12 protein-coding genes and 1 pseudogene are annotated in these 17,463 nt (G+C 61.5%); 3 read left to right on the top strand and 10 right to left on the bottom strand.

Features of this window, described 5'->3' with window-relative positions; genetic code table 11:
- Positions 1–61 precede the first annotated feature (61 nt).
- From ACPEH8_RS04500 to ACPEH8_RS04470, 7 genes are all read right to left on the bottom strand, one after another.
- Positions 62–3,298, bottom strand: a complete 3,237-nt coding sequence (locus ACPEH8_RS04500) for an efflux RND transporter permease subunit (protein ID WP_017354995.1) — start codon at positions 3,296–3,298, stop codon at positions 62–64.
- A gap of 15 nt (positions 3,299–3,313) precedes the next feature.
- Positions 3,314–4,513, bottom strand: coding sequence for an efflux RND transporter periplasmic adaptor subunit (locus ACPEH8_RS04495; RefSeq protein ID WP_399622552.1), 1,200 nt, complete (start codon positions 4,511–4,513; stop codon positions 3,314–3,316).
- A 50-nt stretch (positions 4,514–4,563) separates the two neighbouring features.
- Positions 4,564–5,817 (bottom strand): TolC family protein, encoded by a 1,254-nt coding sequence (locus ACPEH8_RS04490; RefSeq protein ID WP_017354996.1) that lies wholly within the window; start codon positions 5,815–5,817, stop codon positions 4,564–4,566.
- Between the two features lie 56 nt (positions 5,818–5,873).
- The gene (locus ACPEH8_RS04485; protein WP_017354997.1) at positions 5,874–6,185 is read right to left on the bottom strand and encodes a hypothetical protein; all 312 of its coding nucleotides are present in this window, start codon (positions 6,183–6,185) and stop codon (positions 5,874–5,876) included.
- Between the two features lie 141 nt (positions 6,186–6,326).
- Entirely contained in the window at positions 6,327–6,698 is a 372-nt protein-coding gene (locus ACPEH8_RS04480) for a diacylglycerol kinase (RefSeq protein ID WP_017354998.1), read from the bottom strand.
- Positions 6,699–6,771: 73 nt separating this feature from the next.
- Positions 6,772–8,487: a phosphoethanolamine transferase gene (locus tag ACPEH8_RS04475; RefSeq protein WP_017354999.1), complete on the bottom strand. Its 1,716-nt coding sequence runs from the start codon at positions 8,485–8,487 to the stop codon at positions 6,772–6,774.
- Between the two features lie 1,185 nt (positions 8,488–9,672).
- Entirely contained in the window at positions 9,673–10,290 is a 618-nt protein-coding gene (locus ACPEH8_RS04470; RefSeq protein ID WP_014159605.1) for a cation transporter, read from the bottom strand.
- Between the two features lie 105 nt (positions 10,291–10,395).
- On the opposite strand from ACPEH8_RS04470, the gene ACPEH8_RS04465 reads away from it, so the two are divergent.
- From ACPEH8_RS04465 to ACPEH8_RS04455, 3 genes are read left to right on the top strand one after another with little or no spacing between them, the layout of a single operon-like run.
- Positions 10,396–10,809, top strand: coding sequence for a MerR family transcriptional regulator (locus ACPEH8_RS04465; protein WP_014159604.1), 414 nt, complete (start codon positions 10,396–10,398; stop codon positions 10,807–10,809).
- The gene (locus tag ACPEH8_RS04460; protein ID WP_017355000.1) at positions 10,806–12,077 is read left to right on the top strand and encodes a site-specific integrase; all 1,272 of its coding nucleotides are present in this window, start codon (positions 10,806–10,808) and stop codon (positions 12,075–12,077) included. Before ACPEH8_RS04465 ends, ACPEH8_RS04460 begins: the two co-directional genes overlap by 4 nt.
- A gap of 23 nt (positions 12,078–12,100) precedes the next feature.
- On the top strand, positions 12,101–15,094 hold the full coding sequence (locus ACPEH8_RS04455) for a Tn3 family transposase (protein ID WP_017355001.1): 2,994 nt from the start codon (positions 12,101–12,103) through the stop codon (positions 15,092–15,094).
- Positions 15,095–15,252: 158 nt separating this feature from the next.
- Here the strand turns inward: ACPEH8_RS04455 and ACPEH8_RS04450 are convergent.
- From ACPEH8_RS04450 to ACPEH8_RS04440, 3 genes and pseudogenes are all read right to left on the bottom strand, one after another.
- A pseudogene (locus ACPEH8_RS04450) lies at positions 15,253–15,408 on the bottom strand (DUF3653 domain-containing protein); the annotation flags it as partial.
- A gap of 242 nt (positions 15,409–15,650) precedes the next feature.
- Positions 15,651–16,505, bottom strand: coding sequence for an aldose epimerase (locus ACPEH8_RS04445; protein WP_313242407.1), 855 nt, complete (start codon positions 16,503–16,505; stop codon positions 15,651–15,653).
- A complete protein-coding gene (locus ACPEH8_RS04440; protein ID WP_423666160.1) occupies positions 16,495–17,460 on the bottom strand; it encodes a glycoside hydrolase family 43 protein in 966 nt (321 codons plus the stop codon). The genes ACPEH8_RS04445 and ACPEH8_RS04440 overlap by 11 nt, the downstream gene beginning before the upstream one ends.
- Positions 17,461–17,463: the final 3 nt, after the last annotated feature.

Below are 17,463 nucleotides of genomic sequence, written 5' to 3'. Positions count from 1 at the left end.
ATAAAAATGGAACGGGAAGTCCGGCAGGCAGATGCTCTGCCGGGCCCAAACACTCCATCATTCAGTGGACAGTTTCCGGTTGCCCTTTCGGGCCTGCCTTGGCCAAGCGCCCCGCAAATGTCGGCAGCACAAGAAGTGTCAGTACTGTTGCGGTCAACAGGCCGCCAATGACCACCGTGGCGAGAGGCTTCTGCACCTCAGCACCAGATCCACTCGCAATAGCCATTGGAATGAAGCCAACGATCGCCACCAGCGCGGTGGTCACCACCGCGCGAATTCGGCTGCCGGCACCGTTCATTGCAGCGATCAATGGACTGTCACCTGCATCAAGCCTCTCTCTGATGGCTTGCATGAGCACCAATCCATTCAGGGTCGCAACACCCGATACCGCGATGAATCCGACGGCGGCAGATACCGAGAACGGCATACCACGCACCAGCAACGCGAGAATTCCGCCAACCAGGGCCAGTGGGACGCAGGTGAACACCAGGCCCGCCTCCTTTGCGCTGCCCAATGCCATGAACAGCAGGCTGCCGATCAATAGGAAGACAATCGGAACAACTGTCATGAGTCGCTTTTCAGCCCGCTGCAAGTTCTCGAACTGACCTCCCCACGTCATGTGGGCGCCCGGCGGAAGCTGTACGTCCTTCACCGCCGCCTGGGCCTCTCCAACAAACCCGCCCAAGTCACGACCGCGAACATTTGCCTGCACCACCACACGACGGCTTCCATTGTTTCGACTGATCTGGTTCGGCCCCTCGCTGATCTCAATGCGTGCGACAGAGGAGAGCGGCACGATGCCCCCAGTTGGAGTTGCAATCGGCAGTGACGCGAGCTGATCGGGGTCATTGCGTGCATCGTCGCCGAGGCGCACAACAACATCGAACCGGCGGTCGCCCTCGAAGATCTTGCCTGCCGCAGCGCCGCCAATACCGGTTGAAAGCGCGTCGCTCACGTCCGCTGCCGTGAGGCCATACTGCGCAGCTGCAAGATGATCGATTGCCACATTGAGCGTGGGCAGGCCGGAAATCTGTTCAACACGGACATCCGCTGAGCCCTGGACATTCCTCAGCTTCAGCGCGACCTGATCGGCAACAGCTTGCAGTTGCTCGAAGTTGTCGCCGTAGATCATGACGGCCAGGTCCGTACGCACGCCTGAGATCAGCTCATTGAAGCGCAGCTCGATGGGCTGGCTGAATTCAAAGCTGTTGCCTATCTGCGAGGCGGCGATCTTCTCAAACCTTGCAATCAGATCCTCCTTGCTCAGGGAAGAGTCTGGCCACTCCTTTCTCGGTTTAAGTACGATCACACTGTCGGAGATGTTGGTCGGCATGGGGTCGATAGCTGCTTCTGCAGTACCGGTCCGCGAGAAGACCGTCACAACCTCTGGTTCAGCAGCAATGGCCTTCTCCAGCGCCAATTGCATAGCCAACGATTGCTCAAGCGACGTAGATGGCACACGCAACGCTTGCATAGCGAGATTTCCCTCATCAAGCGTTGGCATGAACTCTCGACCCAGCATCGTAAAGCCGACCACGCCCATTGCGAGCATCACGAGGGCGCCAGCGAACACTGCCTTGGGCCTACGAATCGCCGCTTGGATCACCGGTTCGATGCGGCCGCGCAGGACGCGGATGATGGCTGTCTCATGTTCTTCGTCCTGGTCGCCCTCGTGTCCTTCCTTCTTCGCGTGGAGCTTGGGCTCCCTGACCAGCAGGGCAGCCATCGCCGGTACGAAGGTAAAGGAGAAGATGAATGCGCCAACGAGGGCGAGCATGAAGGTGGCGGCCATCGGGTGGAACGTCTTGCCTTCCACACCTTCCAAGGTAAGGATCGGTGCGAACACCAACAGGATGATCACCTGACCGAAGGCTGCAGGACGCGCCATCTTCCTCGCCGAGTCGGCGGCTACACGCAGTCGCTCCATGGCATTGAGGGGTCGGCCAAGTTCGGCACGCCGCTTGCCAAGCATCAGCAGGGTGGACTCGATCACAATTACCGCGCCATCTACAAGGATTCCGAAGTCCAGCGCACCCAAGCTCATCAGGTTGCCGCTGATACCGAACTTGTTCATGCCGATAACAGCGAACAGGAACGACAGCGGAATGACCAATGCGGTGATGGCTGCCGCACGCAGGTTGCCCAGGAGCAGGAACAGCACAACTACGACCAGCAGGGCACCTTCGGTCAGGTTCTTGGCGACAGTCTTGACAGTGGAGTTAACCAGCACACTACGGTCCAGCACTGGCTCTGCGAAGATATCGGCGGGCAGAGATTCATTGACCTGTGCCAGGCGCTCAGCTGCAGCTTGAGCGACGGTGCGGCTGTTGCCGCCGGCGATCATGAGCGCCGTGCCCAGTACCGCCTCATGACCATTTCGGCTAGCTGCACCAAGCCGTGGGGCGCGCCCCATACCGACCTCGGCAACATCGGCCACCCGGATGACCACACCGTCCTTGGTGGCAACGGGCGACTGAGCCAAGTCGTCGGTCGTAAGGGCAAGGCCGTCGGCCCGAACGACCAGGCCTTCGCCCGCACGCTGGACGAATCCGGCGCCAGCCTGGACGTTGGAGCGTTCCAGTGCTTGGACCAGATCGGCCAGACCCAAGTTGTATGCCGCCAGTCGAGCGCTGTCGGGGTAGATGCCGTATTCCTTGACGTACCCACCCACCGTATCAACACCGGCCAGGCCGGGGCTGGAGCGCATCTGTGGTGCGATGATCCAGTCCTGGACAGTACGCAGGTACGTTGCGCGCTCCTGGGCGGTTCCAAGACGATCGCCCTCTGGTGTCAGGTAGACCTCACCCTCTTGCCAGCCAGCCTGGCCGGGCTTGGCCAGCTTCTTGGGGTCGAATGGCTTGAAGTCCACCGTCCACATGAGAACCTCGCCCAGCCCGGTTGTAACCGGGGAGAGCATGGGGGACACGCCCTCGGGCAGATCTCCGGCAGCCTCCCGCATCCGCTCTGCCACCTGCTGGCGGGCGAAATAGATGTCGGTCTGATCAGTGAAGATCGCGGTGACCTGAGAGAAGCCATTGCGTGATAGGGAGCGAGTGGTGTTCAGACCTGGGATGCCGGCCAAGGCCGTCTCCAGAGGATAGGTGACCTGGCGTTCAATCTGCTCCGGAGTAAGGGCAGGTGCGATGGTATTGATCTGAACCTGGCGGTTGGTGATATCTGGTACAGCATCGACTGGCAGCTTGCTCAGTTGGAACAAGCCAAAGCAGGCAATCGAAGCAGCCAGAAACACCACGAGCCAACGGAACTTGACCGCTGCTTCAATGATGATCTTGAACATGGTGTATGAGTTCCCTTAGTGGCCGTGCTCGGCTTCGCCCTTGGCCAGTTCGGCCTTGAGCAGGAAGGCATTGGCGCCTACGAGGCGCTCACTACCTGTCAGACCGTTAAGGATTTCGATTCGATTACCTGCACGACGGCCAGCGAGTACCGGCGTTGCCTTAAAGCCTCCCTCGACAGCAACGAACACAACACTTCTGCCATCAACGCTTTGGACCGCATCCGCCGGGACGCTCATGCCTTCAGCTGCGCCATCGGCGATGATGACGGCCGAAACGGGGGAGCCGGCCGGTGGCAACTTCTCCGAAATTGGTTTGGCGCGAATGGTCGCGGTGCCTCCCTGCTGCATCACATTCGCAGCGGCGGCAATCACCTCAGCTTCGAAGCTTCCGCCCGGGCCAGTCACTTCCAGCTTCATTCCGGGCACCGCGAGAGTGGCCAGTGCTGGCGGTGCAGTGAATACGAGTTCATTCATGTCCGGATTGGAAACCTCCGCAACAAGCGTTCCAGCTGAGACGACACCACCGGGCGTCACTTGGACGTTGCCAACCACGCCAGCGACAGGACTGGAGATTGTCACCCGGCCGGAACTGTCCGGAGATCCACTGGCCGCTACCTGTGCACGTGCAGCACTAGCGGCGGCATCAGCGGCCAAAGAGCGCGCGCGCGAGGCCTCCAGCTCCTGGCGAGCCACTACGCCCTGCTCGACAAGAGACTTGTCGCGGCCGTAGGCCAGGCGGATGGCTTCGGCCTCCGCCGCAGCGGCAGTGGCGGCGGCTTTGAAGGTCGCAGCTTCTCCACTGACAATGATCACCAGGGGCTGGTTGCTCTTGACGGCTGTACCCGGCGCAACAAGCACGCGCTCAACGCGGCCGGTGACCGTTGAGGCGATGGCAGCACGCCCCCCGATGGCCGGCTCGACGCGACCTGCAAGGCGGGTCGATGCGCCACCGCCGCGGCCGACAGCCACCACGCCGATGCCAGATGCCTTGATCTGGTCAGGCGTCAGCTTGACTACACCTTCCTCGGACTCCTCTTCGCCATGTTCGCCATCACCATCACCTTCACTGTGCGCCTCGGCGGAGCCCGGCTTTGCGTCAGCTGCGTGATCGTCGTGACCATCATCCTTTCCAGCCGGCTTTTCTGCCTCCGTACCGGTGGATTTGGCATCCTCCTGCGCCCCGCCACTGCATGAGGTCAGCGCGCCGGTCATCATCAAGGTAGCCAGCAGCGTCGCTCCGATGAGCGTCTTGTTTCCGTACTTGTTCATTTTGCCTCCACAAACGGTGCGCGCCCTTCAAGGCGGGCGAGGTCGATTTCTGCTGCCACCCGGCTAAGACGGGCATCCACAGCACTGCCACGCGCAGCGATCAGGGTTGATCGCGTGCTGCGCAGCTCCAATTGCGATATACGACCTGCCTCGAATCCGATGCGGGCCAGCCGATAGGCTTCATCTGCGGCCTGTACGCTTTCATCCGCTGCTCGTACGCGGCTGTTGGATGCCTTGAGACTCGCTACCGCTCCCAAACGGGCCGCCTCACTGTCACGCCTCTGAGCCTCCAGAACCGCTTCGGCAGCACGTTGTTCCGCATAGGCCGCCTGGATCGCACCGCGGTTACGATCGAATAGGGGGATCGAAAGGCTGATGCCCACGTTGTAAGCTTGGTCGCCCGCTTGGCGGAAGCGCGTCTGAGCCACGGATGCACTCAGTTGTGGCAACGCACGCTTGCGCTCGACATCGATAAGGCGGCCGGAGGCTTCCGCTTCAGCTTGGGCAATGCGAACGGCAAGCGGGGCGACCTCAATAGCGACTGGGTGAGAGGGCACGCGGTCAAGCAGGCTTTCACCGATGTCGGTCAGGGGGCTGTCCACCAAGGACACGCCGGCCAGGCGAGCAAGCGCCGCATCCCGGTAGGCCTCGGCCTCATCCAGGCTTGCCTTTGCATTGGCGACCTCGCTCCGTGCCTGCACACCGCGCAGGTTGGGCTCACGTCCCTCGCTGACCATCGCAGCTACCGCCTTGGCGTCCTGTTCAATCAAGGCCAATGCCTCGCTGGCCAACTCATATCGGCGCAGCGCAGCCTCTGCTTCGGCGTATGTCGCCGCCAGGCGACCCGCTGCGTCACTGCGCATCAGATCACCCCGCAAGCCTGCAGCCCCAGCCTCCGCACGCGCGGCGCGCACTCGGGCCCCTCGTTGACCCCAAATCTCCAGCGGCTGGGAGAGGGTGACAATGCTGTCAGCGTTTGAGAAACCTTTGTAGGGACCAGTGCCGTAGGCGTTCTCCGCTTCGATGGAGACCGTCGGATTGGGCAGTGCCCGAGCCTGTTGTACCCGCGCCTCGGCTGCCTCAGCCAGCGCGACGCCTTGGACCGTCGCAGGCATCTGGTTCAAGCGAGAAAGCAACGATTCGTAAGATGGTGCAGTTTGAGCAGCTACATGTCCGATTGGCACCAACGCCAACAGAATAGCGACAGTCAACCCGGTCGCTGAAAGCGACCGGCCTGGCAAAATCGACATAAAAACTCCCGTAAATTATCTGAGCGAACGACCCGCAAGTGCGAGGCAGAGCCAGATCAGATACGGGGGGGGCGCATGGGACCGTCGAGTCGTAGCGCGTAGACGTCCACGTGCTCGGTACTGTGCAGCGAGATCCGGCCATCGGCGAACAGATCGTCGTGACCGGCAGCTGGGAGGCTTGCCGTTGAATGGTGGCAATGCCCATGGCCACAGGCATCGGCACTGGACGAATCCTTGCTCTTGCTCGACTCGGAGTCTGAATCACTTTGCAAGGCGTGCACATCGCCCACGCTGACCGTCGCTTCTTGCGCGCACGCCAATGCCTCGGCCACAGGCACGACCACGAACGCCGCCAAAAGCAGCAGCATCAGGTATATACGAATAGCAGGCAGAGAGCGACGCATTGGGAAAGGTTAGCAACCTCTTTTGGACGGATACAATTACATAAAAACACTACGGTGGCTGTGCTTGAACGCACCCTAGCCCCGTTCAGGTCGGGACCCAGGGAATCAACCCACAAGGATAACGGCCCATGTGAGGGCGACATTGCAAAGAGCCACGAACACAGCGGCCGAACCCATATCTTTAGCGCGACCCGCCAGCTCATGGATCTCTGGGCCATACCGTTCGATAACCGCTTCGATGGCGGAGTTCAGCAGCTCCAAGGCCAGAACAGCCAGCACGCTCCCCATTAGAAGTGCTCGCTCAACCGCTGAGTGGCCCAGCAGAATCGCTGCCGGTAGTGCCACCACGGCCGCGACAACCTCGAGTCGAAACGAGGATTCATGCAGCCAAGCTGATCGTAGTCCTTGGAGGGACCAGCGGAGCGCCTTGAAAACGCGGGCAATGCTCCGCGGACGATGACCGTACATATCTGCCACTGTGTTGCTTCCTTAATTTAGGACCCCAAGAGCCGCTGCTGGGCGCTTCCAGCAGCGTGCTCGTTGTCGCCCGTTATGAAGTGGACCCGGCGTTGATGGAACAACCGGAGAAAAGATTCAGGCTTTCGTCCAACGACTTCGTCCGGACGTTCATGAGGCCGAGTACAGAATGGAAGAGGTTGTCGTGGCTGGCCGGGCGGTTTGATCGGTCCCGGACACATTGAAGGTCCAGGTTGTTGCTGCTCTTCATGCCCTCGGACATCCACATGACCATGGGCACTTTGATCTGAGTGTCGGGAGCAATGGCATAGGGGAGACCGTGGAGATAGACGTTCGCCTCTCCCAGTGACTCACCGTGGTCGGAAACGTAGATCAATCCAGTGTCATGGCTCTGATCCTGCTCAAGCATCCGGATGGTCTTTCCAAGGAAGTCATCTGTCGCAAGGACTGCGTTGTCATACGCATTGACGATCTGCTGGCGCGTGCACTTGCCCAGATCTGCATTGCGGCAGTCAGGCGTGAACTTCCTCAGATCCTCGGGATATCGCTTGTAGTAGCTCGGCCCGTGGTTCCCCAGCTGATGCAGAACGACCACAACATCACCCGGATTGTCATCGATAGCGTCATGCAATCCCCGCAACATGATCTCATCGCGACACGCTTGGTCATCGCACAACCCATCCTTGGTAGGCACGCGGAAGGACTCAAACGCCAGGTCCGCGCAAACCCCCTTGCAACCTGTCTGGTTGTCCCGCCATAACGTCTTGATGCCAGCTCGCTCAAGCACATGGAGCAGCGACTCTGAGCCCCTGATCTTGTCTCGATCGTAGTCTCGCCTTCCATACACCGAGAACATACAAGGCACGGAAACTTCAGTATTTGACCCGCAGGCAGTCACGTCCGAGAAGTTGACGACGTCCAACGCTGCCAACTGTGGCGTTGTCTGTCTGCCGTATCCATTCAAACCCCAGTTCTGCGCACGAACCGTCTCACCTACAACGATGACCAAGAAGTGGGGCTTCGCGCCTGGCGGATGAGGCGTCATCATGGCATCGGGGCCAACCACTTGGATCGGACCGCGCTCCGCACGGGTGTCTTCTCGCACAACCTTCGCAATGGAAGCGATGTAGTTTCCAGGGTTTGCAAGGTATCTGACTTGCTTGTGATTGCGTATGAGTGATGAGAGGTCGTCGAATGACGCAATTGCCGCGCCAACGATTACAACAACCGCCATGCCAAGTAGAAGCACTCTTGCAAGTATCGCCCGCGTCACATTGGAAGAACGTTGGAGCCTTACCATGCATACCGCGATAGCTGGCACGACGCCTTTAATTAGTACCGCAAGAAAGAAGCCCCAGGTCAGCAACTCTCCGGCTTCAGCGCCGTCGGTCTTCAGCACATTTCGTACCATGCTGGCGTCGAAGTAGACGCTGTAATTGTCTGAATAGTAGGCAGCAGTAGCGGACACGACGAGAAGCAATGCAAGAACCGGCTTCACCGTCCATCGAACGCATAGCAATCCGAGAATGAGCACATTCAAGGCAGTGAGGATCGCTCCCGTAGAGATAACAAGTAGCGCACGAGCTGCTCCGTCCGCACCACTCTTCGCAATTACTTCTGCGAAGAACGCGCTGTTGAGAAAGAACGTGAAGTACATCGCCACGATGATAATCAACGTGTTGACGCCCAGCTGCGGGCCGCAGATGGGCTTGCCAAGACGGCCCAGTGGATCTGAGCCTAGGCCCCCGCGCGAACTGCCTCGGTTGAATTCTGTTTTCACGTAATGCATTGGTGATTCCTTTTTATTGACCACCGCGCGCGCCCCTAGCGCACACGGCCGCCATTGCGCGTTCCTAGATGGAAAGCCATCCACACATATGCAACGCCTGACACCAGCGAAGGGGCCAGGACCGCGGTCCGCAGGTTTTGGGTCAGTGACAGCAGTGCAGCCGAGATCCACATGAAGAGACGCTTGTCTGGGTGCAGCTCCGCTCCCCGACGCGGGAACAGCGAGCTTCCGGTTGCCACCATTTGGGTGGCAACCAAGGCAAATCTCGGTTCGTCGACAGGCCCAAAATCGCGCACACCAAGAGATGCGCCGATGGCAAGCACGGAGGTTGCCATCAGTAGTGCCGCTCGATCGCGTGCAGTTCGGAGATTGGTAGATGTTGAGAAGGGCATTCAGGTCGCCTTCTTCAAGGCGGCGCAGTACTGGCCGGCGACTGCACGTGCAGCCACGCGTCGGCCGAGCGCACGGAGCGCCCAGCAACAAGATGTGTTCATGGAAAGACCTACACAAAGGTGATCGCAGAAGGACTGACAGGCGCGTTGCGCCTTTTATGCGATCAAAGCCTGGGAGGTCTAATCAGCGTGTCCGGGATGTGGGACGTCATGGGCTGTTCGTAGAACGTGTGCCCGCCTTCATTTCTTGCGGCTTCGGCACTGGTGAAACCGTTGGACGCCACAAAAGTGCTGCTGTGGTGGCAGTGACCGTGACCACAAGCGGCATGCGCCTTATCGGGGTGGCCATCGCCTGGCCCTGCCACTTCCTGGTGTGACTGCTCCTCAGAGAAGCAGACCGAAGCATCAACGACAGGCACGATGATCATCACTGCGAGCAGCAGTGCCAGAGCGTAGCGCTTGGCATGGATGACAATGGAAGGCACGTGTGGCTAGGACTGATACATTTGAGGCCGGAAAGATACCTTGGGTACCGCTCATCAGCAAGCTGACGCTTATTCATCAATCTCGCGGGCTCGAGTGGCCTCTGCGAGTCAGGTGGCCAGGCAAAAGCTGGCGCGGGAAATTGACGGAATCCGGCATCCGAAGAACAGAAAGTTAACGTTTTGCCTGAGCTTCCGCACGGTCACGCAGATTGAGCTGCGACGGATTAGGTCGGGGGCCAGCTGCGCCACGTGACAGTGCCGGGTTCAAGCGCAGCCGCCAGAGTCCGAGCTCAGTCGGCCAAGCCTGGTCATGCAGCCGTCTTGCGCGCGTCGGCACCTGCCCGGCGGGCATCACCTAAAATCTCGAAGGCTTCCTTGATCACATACAGGCCGATCAGGGCGCCGATCACGAAATCCGGGTACGGGCTGGCCAGCCACCACACCAACAGACCGGCCAGGATCACCCCAACATTGGCGACCACATCGGCCCGCGTGAACAGCCACGTCGCTCGCAGATGCACTTCGCCGGACTTTAGCGGTGCCAGCATGCGCAGCACCGCCATATTGACCGCCAGCGACAGCAGGGCGGTGCCAATCATCCAGCCGCTGACCGGCTCGGCGCCGTACATCACCCGGCGGCCCACCTCAACCAACACGCCCACACCCAGCACAAGCAGCACGCTGCCGCTGACCCAAGCGGCATTGGCCTTGAAGCGCGCCGTGCGCCCGATAGCGACCAGGCCAATGGCATAGGCGGTGGCATCGGACAGCATGTCCAGAGCGTCGGCCAGCAGGCCAGTGGAATGGGCAATCCAGCCGGCGATGCCGCCGATCACGGCCATCGCCGCGTTCAACGCTAGGGCGATCCAGAGGACGCGCCGCTCCTGCGCATTCTTGGCCTCGTGGTGGCAGCCGCAATCACTCATCGGAACATCTCCAGTCGCAGGGAAGCCGGGCCCGGGCGGGTCGCTGGCATGACACAGCAGGTGAGTGTAAAGTCCGTAGCTACTACGGAGTCAAGCGTACTACGAATGAAAATCAGTGAGGCTGCCGACGCCAGTGGATGCCACCTGGAGACGATCCGCTATTACGAGCGGATCGGCCTGTTGCCGCGCCCGGGGCGCTCGGGCAATGGCTACCGGGTCTATGGCCCGGCCGACATCGAGCGGCTGCGCTTCATTGCGCGCGGCCGGGACCTAGGCTTCAGCCTGGAGGAGGTCCGCAGCCTGCTGCAGCTGGCCGGCGATGAGGAGCTTTCGTGCGGGGACGTGGACCGGCTGGCACGCAGCCATCTGACCGACGTGCGGGCGCGCATGGCCGACCTGGAGCGCATGGCCACCGAGTTGGAACGGGTGATTGCCAGTTGCCACGGTGGGCAGCGGGCTGAATGCACCATCCTGTCGACCCTGCGGCAGCCGGTCGCTGTGGAGGCCACGCGCCAGTGACCGAACTGGACCGCTACCTCGATGCAGCCACGCGCCAGAACACGGTGCGCAGCTATGCGTCGGCGCTGCGGCACTTCGAGGTTGAATGGCAAGGCCACCTCCCAGCGACACCGGACAGCGTGGCGCGGTACCTGGCCGCGTATGCGCAGACCCTAGCCGCCAGCACGCTTCGCCACCGGCTGGCCGCCATTGCCTCTTGGCACCGCGACCACGGCTTTGTCGACCCGACCCGGTCGCCGCTGGTGCGCAAGGTGCTCAAAGGCATCCAGACCCTGCACCCGGGCCAGGTCAAGCAAGCCGCGCCGCTGCAGATTCGGCGGCTGGTCGAGCTCGATGACTGGTTGGCTGCCGCGATCGCGGCGGCGCATGCCCGGGGCGACGGAGCGGCGGCGCTGCGCCATCAACGCGACCGAGCGTTGGTGCTGCTCGGATTCTGGCGGGGCTTCCGTGGCGATGAACTGCTGCGTCTGGACGTGGCCCATCTCACGCTGGTGCCGGGACAGGGGATGACCTGTTTCCTGCCGCGCAGCAAGGGCGACCGCCAGGCCGCCGGCGTCACCTACAAGGTGCCGGCGTTGTCGCGGTTGTGCCCGGTGGAGGCGACCCAGGTGTGGCTGCAGGCGGCCGACCTGCACGAAGGGCCGGTGTTTCGGGCGGTTAACCAATGGGGCCAGGTGAGCGCCGAGGGCCTGCATCCCAACAGCTTGGTGCGCCTGCTACGCGAGTTGCTGACCAGTGCCGGCTTTGCCGATGCGGGGCTCCACAGCAGCCATTCGTTGCGCCGCGGCTTTGCCAGCTGGGCCAACGACCAAGGCTGGGACATGAAGGCGCTGATGGAGTACGTGGGCTGGCGCGATGTGCAGTCGGCCATGCGCTATCTCGACGGGCGTGACCCCTTTGCCCGTGACCGCATTGAAGCAAGCCTGCCCAGTCCAACCGCGCCGGTACCGGCGATGGCACTGCCGGCGCCCGAGGGCAAACCGGCCTTGCAGCTGCGCCTGCGCATGGTGCTGACCCCGTTTGCCCGCACGGGCCGCGGCGCGGCCAAGGCCCGAGGCCGGATCGAAGAGATCTGCTTGGCCCCGTTCCAGGCTGTGCGCCTGAACACTGCCAGCAGCGAGTACCAGTTGACTGTTCCCACCGATCCCGACCGGGATCTGGATGAAATCCTGGCCACGTTGCTCGATGACATGCACCGCATGGCCGATACGCACCAGTGTTTCCTGGAAGCGTCTCTCAATACAGACGACGGCCGGCACTGGGATTGATCCCCTCATAACCTCCGGATCCAATGGCTACCCTTCACGAGACCGCCTACCCGCGACTGAAGCCTGATCCCACCGCCAAGGAACTGGAGGAGATCTATACCCCCACCGCCGCTGAGATTGCATTCGCCAAGCAGCTGACCACCCAGCCGGGACCGCAGCTGGCGGTACTGATTCATCTCAAGCTCTTCCAGCGCCTGGGTTACTTCACGGTGTTAGCCGAAGTGCCCGAGCGGATCCGGAAGCACATCGCCAAGGCCGCCCGACTCGGGCGCGTATTGGACACCGACCAGCTCGAACGTTACGACGCTTCCGGTAGCCAGCGCCGCCATATGCCGCAGCTTCGGCAGTTCATCGGGGTACATCCCCTGGACAAATCAGGCTTGGCCTGGCTGGACACGGTGGCCACCGGAGCAGCCCAGACCAAGCACACCATCCCGGACATCGTGAACGTCCTGCTCGAAGAGCTGGTGCACCACCGCTACGAACTGCCAGGCTTCCGCACCCTGGAGCTGGCCGCCATCGGCGCACGTGAGCGGGTCAATCTGGGCTACTACCGCAGCATCAGTCACGCGCTGACGCCTGCCACGCGCACGCTCATTGACGAATTGCTGCGCGCACCGGAAGGCTCCAGATTTACTGGCTGGCAATCGCTCAAGCGCGAGCCTGGCCGACCGACCAACAAGGAGGTCCGGTTCTATCTGCAGCACATCCGCATGCTGCAGCAGTTGGCCGAGCAGCTGCCTCCCATCGATGTGCCGGTGCCCAAGCTCAAGCAATTCCGTGCAATGGCTCGCGCCTATGACGCCAGCGAGTTAGCCGAACTGGCTCCGGACAAGCGCTATGCGTTGGCCACCATCTTCATTCGCGCCCAGCATGCCAAGACGCTGGATGACGCAGCCGAGCTGTTCATCAAGCAGGTGCGCGGGCTGGAGAACACGGCCCAGCAAAAGCTGCTGGCCTACCAGCTCGAACATGCCAAGCGGGCCGACTTCCTGATCGGCCAGCTCAAGGAAATCCTGCAGGCCTATCAGCTCGACGGCAGCGATAGTCAGCGCGTGGATGCCATCGATAACAGTCTGGAAGCGGAAGTGTCGACCTTGTTGGCCGAATGCGAAGAACATATGGCATACGCAGGAAAGAACTATCTGCCTTTCATGCTGCAACCCTACGGCGCGGTCAGGCCGCTGCTGTTCAATGGGCTGGAGCTGATGAACTTGCGGGCAACCAGCCACGATGCCGGCATGGAGCCGTTGATTGCAGCGGTGCTGTCGCTGCGCAACCAACGCCGTGAGCTGATCGAGGTCGCATCCCTCGGCCTGGACCCGGAAAAGGACTTCGATTGGATGTCCAAGCTCTGGCGTCAGCACGTGTTTGGCAAGCGGGCCAGCGCGGCAGGCGCCGGCTGGATGCACCGTAAGTACTTCGAGCTGGCCGTGCTGGTGCAGGTCAAGGACGAACTGAAGTCGGGAGATCTCTTCATCCCGAGCAGCGAACGATTTGACGACTACCGCGAGCAGCTGGTCGATGAAGCCACCTTGGCCCAGGAACTGGAAGCCTATGGCCAGGTGTCAGGCTTGCCCACCGACGCTGCGACTTTCGTGGCCGGGTTGCGCGCACAACTGACCGACTTGGCCGACGAAGTTGACGAGCGTTTCCCCGAGAATGTTCATGCGGACATTCTGGAAGGACGCCTGGTACTGCGGAAGGGGCAACGCGCCGAGGTCTCAAGCGCCATTGCCACCGTGGACCGCCTCATCGCCGAACGGCTCCCGGAGTCCAGCATCGTCGATGTCCTGATCGACGCCAGCCAATGGCTGGATCTGCACCGATTCTTCCGTCCGATCGCCGGCACCGAGAGCCAGGTTGAAGATCTCCCTCGACGGGTGATCACCACGCTGTTTTGCTATGGCTGCAACTTGGGTCCGACGCAGACGGCGCGGTCGATCAAGGGCTTCAGCCGTCGCCAGGTCGCTTGGCTCAACCTCAAATACGTGACCGAAGATGTCCTTGAGAAGGCCATCGTGGAGGTCATCAATACCTACAACAAATTTGACCTGCCGGGCTATTGGGGCAGCGGCAAGAGCGCGTCAGCAGATGGCACCAAGTGGAGCGTGTACGAGGACAACCTGCTGTCGGAGTACCACATCCGCTACGGCGGCTACGGCGGCATCGGCTACTACCATGTGTCCGACAAATACGTGGCGCTGTTCAGCCACTTCATTCCCTGTGGCGTGCACGAGGGCATCTACATCCTCGATGGCCTGCTGGCCAACACGTCCGACATCCAGCCCGAGATCGTCCATGGCGACACGCAGGCCCAAAGCTATCCGGTCTTCGGTTTGGCCCACATGCTGGGCATCCAGCTGATGCCCAGGATACGAAACATCAAGGATCTGACATTCTTCCGGCCCGAACCTGGTAGGACCTATAAGAACATCCAGGCACTGTTCGGAGACAGCATCGACTGGCAACTGATCGCGACCCATCTCCACGACATGCTGCGGGTGGTGATCTCAATCCGATTGGGGAAGATCACCGCGTCCTCGATCCTGCGCCGGCTGGGCACCTACAGCCGGAAGAACAAGCTGTACTTCGCCTTCCGGGAAGTTGGCAAGGCCGTCCGAACGCTGTTCTTGCTGCGCTACATCGACGACAACGAGATTCGGAAAACGATCCATGCTGCGACCAACAAGAGCGAGGAGTACAACGGCTTCGTAAAATGGGTGTTCTTTGGCAGCCAGGGGATCATTGCTGAGAACGTCCAACACGAGCAGCGCAAGATCATCAAGTACAGCCAGCTGGTCGCCAACATGATCATCCTCCACAACGTAGAAGGCATGAGCCGGACCTTGGCTGAGATGCGGAAGGAGGGGATTGAACTGACCCCCGAGATCCTGGCCGGCCTGTCGCCGTATCGGACCAGCCACATCAATCGCTTCGGCGACTACCATCTCGACCTTGATAGGGAAGTGGCGCCGCTGAGCTATACAGCGAAAGTCCTTGAACAGGCCCCATAGACGGGGAGATCCGCTATCGGGATAAGGCAATTATCATTTCGTTTCAATTGCTTAGGCAGCTTTTGGCCCTGTACGTAACGATTCCCTGCCGACCCTCATGTCCAGCCGCCGTTCCCTGCGAGTTCTGACGTACTCGCGCAGGCATACGACGCTGGAATCCATTCCCGGGCGATGTTGCAGGTAAGCGACCACCTGGTCATATCGACAGGCTCAAGGCTGTAGCCCTCAGGTGTGAACATGTGGTTACCCTGAAAGCAGAAACCGGCCCACGGGCCGGCCAGGTCGATACGCTCGTGCGGATCTATCTCTGTCATGCTGCAATCTCGTCCTTGTCTGGGGAACGAGAGGGGAAGCAAGAGCCGATTCAGAGCTTGAGCCAGCTCCAGCCCGAGCCGGCAAACGCCACAAGACGCGCCACCCATCATTTCGCATAATGTATATTATGTAAACTCACAGATGGAGCCAAGCAGCTCTCCACCAACGCCTGGACGCCAACCCATCTGACTTCACCGGAACTCCCCCGACCAGCCCCAGAGCTCCAAACGCACCGTCGATGCTACCTCACGCATCGATTCTCCCATTTGAGTTCGACCTCCATCTCCAGACGTTGTCCCGGCTCCAGTCGGTTCGGCGCCAACGTAAAACCATCAGGCGGGCCCGTCTGCGGCTCGACACAGGTCGCGTGCGGTGCGCCGTCATAGATCACCCAATGATCGGCATCGGCCCGAATCCGTAGCTGCTGGCCGGCAGATGCGAGCAGCACGTCCGCCTGGTTGATGAAACAGTCATCCCACGGCCCGGGCGCCGGGCTCACGCACGGCAAGGTGGCAATGCCCTCGTGATCCCGTGGATACATCGTGCCGGGGGCAAACTGCAGGCGATCCGGCTTGCGAAACCAGGGATGCCAGCCGATCACGGCGGGCATTGCCTGATGGCCGGCCTCAACGGAAAGGTGGAGATGCAGGCGATCCGGCTGCAGGTGAAGTGTCTGGGTTGCCCTGCCTCCGAATGGCCAATAGTCATCCTCGGGCAGTGCCAACGACAGCCTGGCGGTGTCCGCGTCGAGGCTGTCGATGTGCCACGGCCGGGTAAAACCGACGCCATGAATCGCGTGGGCATCGAAGTTCGCGGGCAGCGAACGGCGCCTGCCGTCAAAGGTGAAGCTCCCATGCCGGATGCGCCCCGCCCACGGAACCATCGGATAGCACCCCCAGGCGATGGCTGGCGTCCCCGCCCCACCCGCGTGCTCGCCCACCAGCCATGCCACACCGTCGTAGCGTAGCTGGGCAATGCGTCCGCCGGCGTCCGGGGCAAGCACGACCTCCAGCAGGCCTGACCGCAACCCGTGCAGCCGGCCAGCCGGCAGCGGGGCCCGCGCGTCGTCCTTCGGCGAGGGCGTATCAGGCGCCATAGGGATCGAGGGTCCGGATGCTGCCGTCTGCCTCGATGTGCAGCGGCGCGGCCTTGATTGAGCGCAGGTGGGTCACGCCGCCGGACAAGAGCGCGTCGTGGTAGAAGAGATACCACTGCCCCTCGAAGGCGCAGATGGAGTGGTGTGTGGTCCAGCCGACCACGGGGGTGAGGATCACGCCGCGATAGGTGAACGGTCCATACGGGCTGTCGCCGACGGCGTAGCACAGCAGGTGCGTATCGCCTGTGGAGTACGAGAGGTAGTACCGGCCCTGGTACTTGTGCATCCACGCGCCCTCGAAGAACCGACGCGCGTGGTCATCGGCGCGCAGGGGCTGCCCGTGTTCGTCCAGAACGATCACTTCCCGCGTGGGCTCCGCGAGCCGGGTCATGCCCACGTCCAGCCGGCCAACCCGCGGGCCCAGCGCTGCCGCACCGCCGGTGGGCTCCTCGTGCGACGCGTCATGGCAGTTGTCGCGGTACTTCTGCAGTTGCCCGCCCCAGATGCCGCCGAAGTAGAGATAGTGCGCACCGTCGTCGTCCTCAAACACCGCCGGGTCGATCGAGTAGGTGCCCGCCATCGGCTCGGGTTCGGCTTTGAAAGGCCCCTCCGGACGATCAGCTACCGCGACGCCGATGCGGAACGTCCCCTGCCCGTCCTTGGCCGGGAAGTACAGGTAGTAGCGGCCGTCGCGTGTGGCCGCGTCCGGTGCCCACATCTGTTTTGCGGCCCAGGGCACGTCACGCAGATGCAGTGCCATGCCGCAGTCGGTTGCCTCGCCCTCGGGCGTGTCCATGCGGAATACGTGATAGTCCTCCATACCGAAGTGACCGCCCTCATCGTCGAACGGGGCGCTGCCGTCGATGTCGTGTGACGGGTAGATGTACAGGCGCCCGCCGAACACATGCGCCGACGGGTCGGCCGTGTAAATGTGAGTCACCAGTGGCTTGGAGATCGC

This window comes from Stenotrophomonas sp. NPDC077461 (assembly GCF_049545475.1).
Lineage (GTDB): Bacteria > Pseudomonadota > Gammaproteobacteria > Xanthomonadales > Xanthomonadaceae > Stenotrophomonas > Stenotrophomonas nematodicola.
Note: the sequence above shows the minus strand (reverse complement) of the source record. Positions and strands in the feature narration are given on the sequence as shown.